The sequence below is a fragment of the Saccharomonospora piscinae genome, from assembly GCF_005862235.1.
Lineage (GTDB): Bacteria > Actinomycetota > Actinomycetes > Mycobacteriales > Pseudonocardiaceae > Saccharomonospora > Saccharomonospora piscinae.
Genome location: NZ_VCEK01000004.1, coordinates 792,728 through 802,161, shown reverse-complemented (window position 1 = coordinate 802,161; position 9,434 = coordinate 792,728). Strand labels below are relative to the sequence as shown.

The 9,434-nt window shown below is 69.5% G+C and carries 6 protein-coding genes; 4 read left to right on the top strand and 2 right to left on the bottom strand.

All coding sequences use genetic code 11. From position 1 onward, the window contains the following. A partial coding sequence (locus FFT09_RS23165; protein ID WP_208544459.1) for a beta-ketoacyl synthase N-terminal-like domain-containing protein occupies nt 1-3,916 on the bottom strand: 3,916 nt, incomplete at its 3' end. Nucleotides 3,917-4,371: 455 nt separating this feature from the next. On the opposite strand from FFT09_RS23165, the gene dpgA reads away from it, so the two are divergent. From dpgA to dpgD, 4 genes are read left to right on the top strand one after another with little or no spacing between them, the layout of a single operon-like run. Next, a complete protein-coding gene (dpgA, locus tag FFT09_RS19485) occupies nt 4,372-5,514 on the top strand; it encodes a 3,5-dihydroxyphenylacetyl-CoA synthase DpgA (protein ID WP_244231420.1) in 1,143 nt (380 codons plus the stop codon). An 18-nt stretch (nt 5,515-5,532) separates the two neighbouring features. Then, complete coding sequence (gene dpgB / locus FFT09_RS19480) at nt 5,533-6,273, top strand: enoyl-CoA-hydratase DpgB (RefSeq protein WP_138383553.1); 741 nt, start codon at nt 5,533-5,535, stop codon at nt 6,271-6,273. Further along, nucleotides 6,270-7,598, top strand: a complete 1,329-nt coding sequence (gene dpgC, locus FFT09_RS19475) for a (3,5-dihydroxyphenyl)acetyl-CoA 1,2-dioxygenase DpgC (protein WP_138383552.1) — start codon at nt 6,270-6,272, stop codon at nt 7,596-7,598. The genes dpgB and dpgC overlap by 4 nt, the downstream gene beginning before the upstream one ends. Further along, complete coding sequence (gene dpgD, locus FFT09_RS19470) at nt 7,595-8,419, top strand: enoyl-CoA-hydratase DpgD (RefSeq protein WP_208544458.1); 825 nt, start codon at nt 7,595-7,597, stop codon at nt 8,417-8,419. The genes dpgC and dpgD overlap by 4 nt, the downstream gene beginning before the upstream one ends. Here the strand turns inward: dpgD and FFT09_RS19465 are convergent, their stop codons facing one another. Continuing rightward, a complete protein-coding gene (locus tag FFT09_RS19465) occupies nt 8,420-9,316 on the bottom strand; it encodes an IS701 family transposase (protein ID WP_138383551.1) in 897 nt (298 codons plus the stop codon). It lies immediately after the preceding gene. Nucleotides 9,317-9,434: the final 118 nt, after the last annotated feature.

Genomic DNA, 9,434 nt, shown 5'->3' with positions numbered 1-9,434 from the left:
CCAACGCCCCAGCCTCAATCGGATCACCCAACCGAGTACCAGTACCGTGCGCCTCCACCACATCCACATCAGAGGGAGTCAGGGCCGCACTCGCCAGCGCGCTCCGGATGACCCTGGCCTGTGCGGGCCCGTTCGGGGCGGTCAGACCGTTGCTGGCGCCGTCCTGGTTCACCGCCGAACCACGGACCACGGCGAGCACTCGGTGACCGTGACGCTCCGCATCGGACAGTCGCTCCACGACGAGCAGGGTCACCCCCTCGCCCCAGCCGGTGCCGTCGGCGGATTCCGCGAACGGCTTGCACCGCCCGTCCGGAGCCAGACCGCGCTGCTTACTGAACTCGACGAAGACCGATGGCGTCGCCATCACCGCCACACCGCCGGCGAGCGCCAGGGAGCATTCGCCCGAGCGCAGCGACTGCACGGCCAGATGCAGTGCCACCAGCGACGAGGAACACGCCGTGTCCACCGTCACCGCGGGCCCCTCCAGCCCCAGGGTGTAGGACACCCGGCCAGACAGCACACTGCCCGCGTTACCGATGCCCAGGTAGCCTTCGAGTCCCTCCGGCGCCTGGACGGGGTTACCCGCGTAGTCGTGGAACATCTTCCCGGCGAAGACGCCGGTGGGGCTGCCCCGCAACGACTGGGGATCGACCCCCGCGTGCTCCAGCGCCTCCCACGACACCTCCAGCAACAACCGCTGCTGCGGATCCATCGCCAACGCCTCACGCGGCGAAACACCGAAGAAATCCGCGTCGAACCCCGCGGCATCCTCCAGAAACCCACCCTCCCGCACATACGACGTCCCAGGCCGATCCGGATCCGAATCGAACAAACTCCCCAGATCCCAACCCCGATCGGACGGGAAACCCGCGACCGCGTCGGTGCCCTCGGCGACCAGGTCCCACAGTTCAGCCGGGGAGTTGACTCCACCCGGAAGGCGGCAGGCCATACCCACGATGGCGATCGGGTCATCGGCGGCAGCGGCAGCGGGCTCGGGGATTCTCCGGCCGGGCGCCTCCCGGAGCCCCAACAGCTCCGCGCGGAGGTACCCTGCCAGTTCCACCGGTGTCGGCCGGTCGAAGGCCACCGTGGCGGGCAGGGTTTGCCCGGTGGCCGCGGCGAGCCGGGTTCGCAGCTCGACGGCCGACTTCGAGGTGAAGCCGAGTTCCTTGAACGCGCGCCGGGTGGGCACCCGAGCCGGGTCACCGTAGCCGAGGACCCCGGCGGTTTCCGTGCGCACGAGCGTGAGCAACAGGCGCTCCTGCTCCTGCGAGGACAGACTGGCGAGCCGGTCCCGCAGCGTTCCGGTGCGCTCTGGCTCGGCGACGGCGCCCGGGCGATCGAACGCCCGCACAGCGTCGTCCGGGTCCACCGCCACCAGCAGGGCGTCGTCGTTGATGAGCGCGATGTCGAGCAGGTCCAGCGTGTCTCGCGGCGATTCGTCACCGCGCAGGCCGAGTGCGACGGCAGGCAGGCCCCGCGAGCGGCGGTGCTCGGCCAGCGCCATCAGGTAGGTGTCGGCAGCCGCGTCGGCCGTGGGTGCGGTACCGAGCACGGAACCCGCGGAGCACAGCAGGACGAAGGACGACAGCGCCGCGTCTCCGGTCACCTCGTGCAGCAGGCGCGCACCGGCCATCCGGTCCTCCGGATCACCGCCCGCGGCGTACACCACGGTGCGGAGCGGGTGCTCGTCCGGAATCTGTGCGAGCACGTTGGCGATCCCGGACGTGTCGGCCGTGACAACGGCCGCGAATCCTCGGGTGGCCAGGTGAGCGGCCACGGTTCCGGACTCGTCTCCGACGACCACCGCCGTACCGTCGGTCACGACCGGCTCGGACGACACCCGAACCGGTGCGAGTGTCGGCGCACGCAGGACGCCACCGCGCACGGCGACCTGCGGGTTTCCCGAGCGCACCACGGCGACCAACTCAGGAAAAGTGGACTCAACCAGGTCCACCAGGCCCAGCCGGTCCGGCTCACCGGCTGCCCTGACCACACCCCACGCCGGCGCGTTCGCCGGCTCGATCATCGGTTCACCGGCACCCGCGCCGACCGCGCCCCTGGTGACCAGTACGAGTCGTGCCGCGGCGAACCGTTCCTCCGCCAGCCACGAGTCGACCAGGTCCCGGGCTTCGTCAGCGGAGGATGGCGCGATCGTCACCACGGTCTGGGGCGACGGCGTACCCGAACCGACCGCGTCCCGGAGTTCGGTGAGGTCGGCGTAACTCTCGACTTCGCATCCCGCTGCCGCGAAGCCGAGCTCGTCCGGGCCCAGCAGGGCCCACTCCCCCGCCGAGGGAACGCGGGTCGCCCCGGCCGCGACCGGAGCCCAGTCGAGCCGGAACAGCCCGTCGTGGACGCTCGGAGCGGCGGCGTGGTCCCTGGCTGGTGTCTCGAGCAGTCCGCGGCGGGTCACCTTGCCGGACGCCGTGCGCGGGATCGTGTCGACCTCGTACACGGCTGTGGGGACCTTGAAGTAGGACAGTCGGCTGCGGCACGCCGCGACGATCGCCTCCGCGTCGACGACACCGGCTTGCTCGGGAACCACGTAGACGACCGGAACCTCGCCCAGCTCGTCGTCCGGCCGTCCCGCGGCGGCCACATCCACGACACCGGCGACGGTGCGCACGACGTCCTCGATCTCGGCGGGATGGATGTTCTCCCCACCGCGGATGATCAGTTCCTTGATCCGCCCGGTGATGGTCAGGTAGCCCAGCTCGTCCTGGCGGGCCAGGTCCCCGGTGCGGTACCAGCCGTCCCGGAGCGCGGCGGCGGTGGCGTCCGGCTGGTTGTGATATCCGGCCATCACGTTCGGCCCGCGTACCCAGACCTCGCCCTCGGCGCCGGGCTCGGCCTCCTCGCCGCTACCGGGGTGCACGATCCGAACCTTCAGGCCGGGCACGGGCGAGCCGCAGGAGCCGGCGACCAGCGCCCCACCCGGACGGCTCATGGTGATCGCGCCGCAGGTCTCGGTGCTGCCGTAGCTGTCGACCAGCCGGACGCCGAAGGTGTCCTCGAAGGATTCACTCAGCGACGCGGATGTCACAGCGCCGGTGACCATGCACACCCGGAGGGAGTCGGCCTCCAGCCCGTCGGTGCGGGCATGGCGGAGCAGTTCGTGGTACATCGTCGGCACGCCGACAAGGAAGGTGTAGGGCTCTTCCTGCATCAGCCGGACGATGTCGTCCCCGGCGAAGCCATCCGTGATCCGCGCGCTCGCGCCCGCGGCGATGACTCCGTGAATGCCGAGGACATGGGCCAGTGAGTGGGACATCGGCAGGGGCCACAGCACCCGGTCGGCGGGTGACAGTCCGAGCAGGGGTACATAGCAGGCGGCTACCGACCACAGGCAGCTGCCCTGGGTGGACAGCACACCCTTGGGCTGCCCGGTGGTGCCCGACGTGTAGAGCATCCACGCCACGTCGTCGAGCCCGGTGTCGTCGCGGGCCGGGGTCGCGGGCTCCGTGGTGGCCAGGTCCTCGAAGGACGCGGCATCCGTTCCCGATTCCGGGAGTCCGGCAGCCACGACCACGAGTCCGGACGCGCCCGAGACCCGCCGGAGCTGCTCCAGGTGGGCGACGTCAGTGAGCACCACCTCGGCGCCGCTGTCCCGCAGGAGATGAGCGACTTCGTCGTCCGAGGCACGGGGGTGGACCGGAACTCCGACACCACCCGCGCGTACCGCGGTGAGGTAGCCCTCGACCACCTCGACGCTGTTGTTGAACCAGATCACCACACGTCCGCCTCGGGAGAGGCCGGAGTGCACCAGATGCCCGGCCAGCCGGGCGGTCCGCCGCTCCAGGTCGGCGTAGGTGACCGAACGCCGGGCGTCCGAGTAGGCGACCTTGTCCCCGCGCCGTCCGGCGTGCGCACGCAGCAGCTCGGACAACGGCCGGATCAGCTCGGATCGCGCCATGGATTCGCCTCCTGGAATCACTTCAACGCCTGCGGGCCACCACACGGGAAATTCAGCAGACAGCAATTGAACACGGCGACAGTGCCGAGATTTTCGCGACCATTATCGGCGACCCAGTTATGCCCTGATAATGAGGCATACTAGTCAGCCGTCAGACCTGGGTTCAACCCCGAGTAGCTCTGCGGTATGCCCCAGCAAGGCCGCCCCTCAGGCCTCCCCTAGAAAACGGAATACCCACCCCTAGCGCAACCCCTTCCGGGATCTTACCAGCTCAGACGCCATGGCACCGCACATCGCCAACCGAACCTGACAAAGTGCCACCGACTTGACAAGCTTGAGAATTCACTTGCCATTCCAACTCGGGTGCACCTATTATCCTGGCGAGTGAGCCACCCCAGGACGGACATATTCTGCCCGGAACAACCGGCTTCCCCGACAGTTCTCGCGGAGTTCTGATGAGACAGCCAAATCCGCTTCCGCCCGCTTTCTCCTCGGCCGACGGGCCCGCCACGGAAGAGGCGCGCATCATCGGCGTCGGCACGGCCGTGCCCGCCTTCTCCTATTCCCAGCGGGAACTCCTCGACATCTTCGGCATCACCGACCCGCGCGTGCGGTCGGTGTTCCTCAACAGCGCCATCGAGCGTCGCTTCCTCAACCTCCCGCCCGCCCTGCCGGACGGGACGCGGCGCATGGAGACTCAGGGTGAACTGCTCCAGAAGCACCGCACCCACGGCATCGAGATGGGCGCCCGGTCGCTGCAGTCGTGCCTCAAGCAGGCCGAAGCCGACATCGACGACGTGGGCTACCTGTGCTGTGTGTCGTCCACGGGCTTTCTGACCCCGGGATTCAGCGCACTGGTCATCCGAGAGCTCGGCCTGCGGCCCGAGTGCGCCCGCCTCGACGTGGTCGGCATGGGCTGCAACGCCGGGCTCAACGGGCTGAGCGCGGTCTCCGGCTGGGCCAGGGCACATCCGGGGAAACTCGCCGTGATGCTGTGCATCGAAGCCTGCTCGGCGGCCTACGTCTTCGACGGGACCATGCGGACCTCGGTGGTCAACAGCCTGTTCGGGGACGGCTCCTCGGCCGTGGCGGTGATGGCGGGTGAGGACGAGCGTGAGGGCCCGGCGCTGCTCAAGTTCGCCAGTCGCATCGTGCCGGAAGCGATCGACGCCATGCGGTACGACTGGGACGACCACGAGGGCAAGTTCAGCTTCTACCTCGACCAGGACGTGCCCTACGTGGTGGGCGCCCACGCCGAGACCATCATCGGCGACCTGCTGGCGGGCACCGGCCTGCGACGCGACGACATCTCGCACTGGATCGTGCACTCGGGTGGCAAGAAGGTCGTCGACTCCGTGATGGTCAATCTCAACCTGACCAGGAGAGATCTCCGCCATACCACCAACGTGCTGCGCGACTACGGGAACCTGTCCAGCGGTTCGTTCCTGTTCTCCTACAGCGCCCTGGTCGATGAGGGCACTGTCCGGCCCGGCGACTACGGAGTGCTCATGACCATGGGTCCCGGCTCGACCATCGAGACGGCCCTGATCCAGTGGCGGCCCGGCGACGGGCCCCGGTTCCCGGTTGTTCCCGGCTAGCACAGATTGGTGACTCCTATGTCCTCGAGTGACGAGGCCGCCGACACGGTCGTGCTCGACCCCGCGGCCCACGGGCCGCTGACCCCCGAGCTGGTGCGCGCGGTCAACGAGTTCTGCGATCGGGTGGAAGACGCGAGCGGCGGCACCATCGGCATCGTCCGGTTGGATGGCGAGGCCGGCGCAGCGGACGTCGACGGCGGTTCGTGGCCCGGTGGCGACGGGGGTATCCGGCTGGTGAACCGGTGGGAACGCGCCCTGCGCCGCATGGAACGGCTCAGCGCCGTCACCGTCGCTGTGCTGACCGGCCGGTGCGCGGGACCGAGTCTGGACCTGGTGCTGGCCACCGACTACCGGATCGCGTCGACGGACACCACGCTGAGACTGCCGACCGACTCGGGGCAGTTCTGGCCCGGCATGGCGCTGCACCGGCTGGCCACCCAGACCGGCGTCAGCCGTACGCGCAAGCTGCTGCTGCACTCCCCCGAGCTGACCGCCGAAGAGTCGGCCGAGCTGGGCCTGTTCGACGAGATCATCACCGACACCGACGGGGCACTGACCCGGAAAACCCGCGAGTTCGCCGGCACCGAGGGCCTGGAGTTCGCGGTCCGACGGCGCCTGCTGCTCGACGCGCCGACCACCACCTTCGACGACGCGCTCGGCGTGCACCTCGCGGCCTGTGATCGCGCACTGCGATACACCCGGCAACACGAGCAACCGGGTTCGAACTCGCTCACCGCGTTCGCCGGCGGTACTCGATGACTGTCATCGACGGAGCTCCGACCGGATCGGACCAGGTCCTCGACCGCGACGCGGCGACCCTGGCCGCCCACGTGCGGGACTGCGAGGCGACCCTCGCGGCGCTGCCACCGAAACCCGCGCGATCGCCCGCCGAACAGGCCGTCGCCGACGGCGTCCAGCACACGGCCCGCCGCCTGCGCGCCCGGTTCCTGCACGACCACGCCGACGGGGTCTACCACCGGCTCACCGGCGGCCTGTCCGACCGGCTCCGGATCCGGGAGCTCGCCGCAGCCGCCGCGACGGAGTTTCCGGGCCTGGTACCGACCGAGGAGCAGATCGCCGAGGAGCTGAGCCGCCCACAGGGGGAGAAGGAAGGCCGGGAAATCGACCAGGGGCTGTTCTTCCGCGCGCTGCTCCGGCGCCCGGCCGCGGGCACCCATCTGCTGGACACGATGCTGCTCCCGACGCCACGGTCGTTGAGCCTCTTACCGGAGTTCCGCGCGACCGGTCAGGTCGATCTCGGTTCGCTCCGGCTCGAACGCCGTTCCGGCGCGGCCTATCTGACCGTGTGCAACACCTCCGCTCTGAACGCAGAGGACAACGGGCTCATCGACGCGATGGAGACGGCCGTCGACCTCGCTCTGCTCGACGACGAGGTCGGCGTCGGTGTGCTGCGCGGAGCGGAGATGACACATCCTCGTTATGCGGGCAGGAGGGTGTTCAGCGCGGGCATCAACCTCAAGAAGCTTCACGCGGGACAGATTTCCTTCGTGGACTTCCTGCTGCGCAGGGAACTGGGCTACATCGCGAAGCTGGTGCGCGGTCTTCTGATCGACGACGATCCCGGCGCGTGGCCCCGGCGCACCCGCGACAAGCCCTGGATCGCCGCTGTGGAGTCGTTCGCCATCGGTGGCGGCGCGCAGTTGGTGCTGGTCTTCGACCACGTCATCGCCGCCGCCGACGCCTATTTCAGCCTTCCGGCGGCGCAGGAAGGGATTGTTCCGGGGGCGGCCAACTTCCGGCTCACGCGGTCGGTCGGGCCCCGGCTCGCGCGGCAGGTGATCCTGTCAGGGCGCACGATCTGGGCCAGCGAACCGGATGCCCGGCTGCTCTGCGACGACGTGGTGGATCCGAGAGAGATGGACACGGCCGTCGAGCAGGCCCGGCAACGACTCGACAATCCCGCCGTCGGGGTCAACAGGAGGATGCTCAACCTCGCCGAGGAACCCTCGAACGCCTTCCGCGAGTACCTCGCGGAGTTCGCCGCCGAGCAGGCACTGCGGCTCTACGGTGAGGACGTCGTGGACAAGGTGCGCCGTTCGTGGGCGCGAGAGGAACCGGTATGACCGCGCTGCCGACCGAAAGGTCAACGGACCCGCCCCGGGTGCGCTACCGCAAGGAGGGGCGCGTCGCCTACGTCACGCTCGACCGGCCGGACGTGCTCAACGCGATGGATCTGCGGATGCACACCGAGCTGGCCGAGATCTGGGACGACTTCGAAAGCGACGAGTCGATCTGGGCCGGGGTACTCACCGGGGCGGGCGACAGCGCCTTCTCGGTGGGCCAGGACCTGAAGGAACTCGTCGCCAGGGTGGACGGCGGGGAGTGCCCTTCGAGCTTCGGCAGTCGCGGGAAACCCGGCTGGCCTCGGCTCACCGAACGGTTCGACCTGTCGAAGCCGGTCATCGCCAGGGTCAACGGCTACGCGCTCGGCGGCGGGTTCGAACTGGCGCTGGCCTGCGACATCATCGTGGCCGCGGAGAACGCCACGTTCGCGCTGCCCGAGGCACGCCTGGGACTGATCCCCGGCGCGGGCGGGGTGTTCCGGTTGGCCCGGCAACTGCCGTTCCGGACGGCGCTGGGGCATCTGATGACAGGGCGGCGCCTGTCCTCGCATCGTGCCCTGCAGCTGGGCCTGGTCAACGACGTGGTGGCCGCCGCCGAGCTGGACGACTGCGTCGGTGGCTGGATCGACGACATCCTGCGCTGTGCCCCGCTGTCCGTGCGCGCCGTCAAGGAGGCGGCCACCGCCTCGGTCACGATGCCCCTGGAGCGGGCGTTCACCGCGAACTACGTCTGGGAGGACAGGCGGATGCACAGTCAGGACGCCCGCGAAGGCCCGCTGGCCTTCGTCGAGAAGCGACCGCCGGTGTGGACCGGGTCCTGATCAGGCGGTCTCCCGGTCACGTCCCTCGGTCTCACGCAGGCGTTCGGACGTGGCGAACAACTGCGCGGCGGACGCCAGCGTCACGTGCCGGTTCCAGCCGATCCAGGACCGTCCCTCGAAGTGACCGAGCCCGAACCGCTCGATCAGCTCGCGCCCACCGAGTTCCATTCGGCGCCGGATTTCCTGCGGGCGGATGACCGCGCCCGACACCACCTCGCCACCAGCACGCACCAGGTAGGGCAGACCGCGCCGGTCCAGCGCCGCCCGGAACCCGGTGTGCTCGCCGTAGCCAGCGCCCGCCACCACGACCGGTGGGCGCAGCCCCCAACCGACCAGTTCGTCCAGCATCTCCACCGCGAGTATCCACTTCGGACGGTGTCTCTCGGTCGAGGGAACACGACAGCGGCGGCGCCGCCAGATGATGTCGCCGGGCGAGCTATCTCCGGTGGCGTCCCATTCCGAGGGCACGAAAAGCCGCCAGTTCGCCGCCGCCGCGGTGTCCCCGACCAGGTGCACGCCCACGCCCACCTGACAGTTCGTCACCCGCTTCAGGTGGTCGGTGTACTGCCGTGCCACGCAGGGAGACTCGGCGCCGTCCTTCGGCAGCGCGACGTCACCCACCGCCCATGCGAGTGGCTGGAGAAGCTGGACGGCTCGTCGCGCCAGTCTCGCCCTGACCGGTGACAGCTTCCACGTTGACGACGTGACGAAATGCTGGAGCACCTGGTGGTCCACGCCGAGACACCGAGCCATCGGCAGCATCGACTTGCGCCCACCCTCCAGTAGCAGGCCGCGCACGTACAGTTCGGCTTTCGCCCGCTGGTCCGCACGCGCCAGCGAAGCGAAGATCTCCGCGGTGAACCTGGTGAGCCGCTCGCGAACCGCCACGCTTTCCACGCCTCGTACCCCCCGGGTTCCGGCCTCGGCAGCAGGCAACCCCGCCAGCGTGCCGAACCGCTCTAACAGCCGCCTAATAGCGGCATCGACGACGTCCGGAACGTCGCGCCGAGTTGAC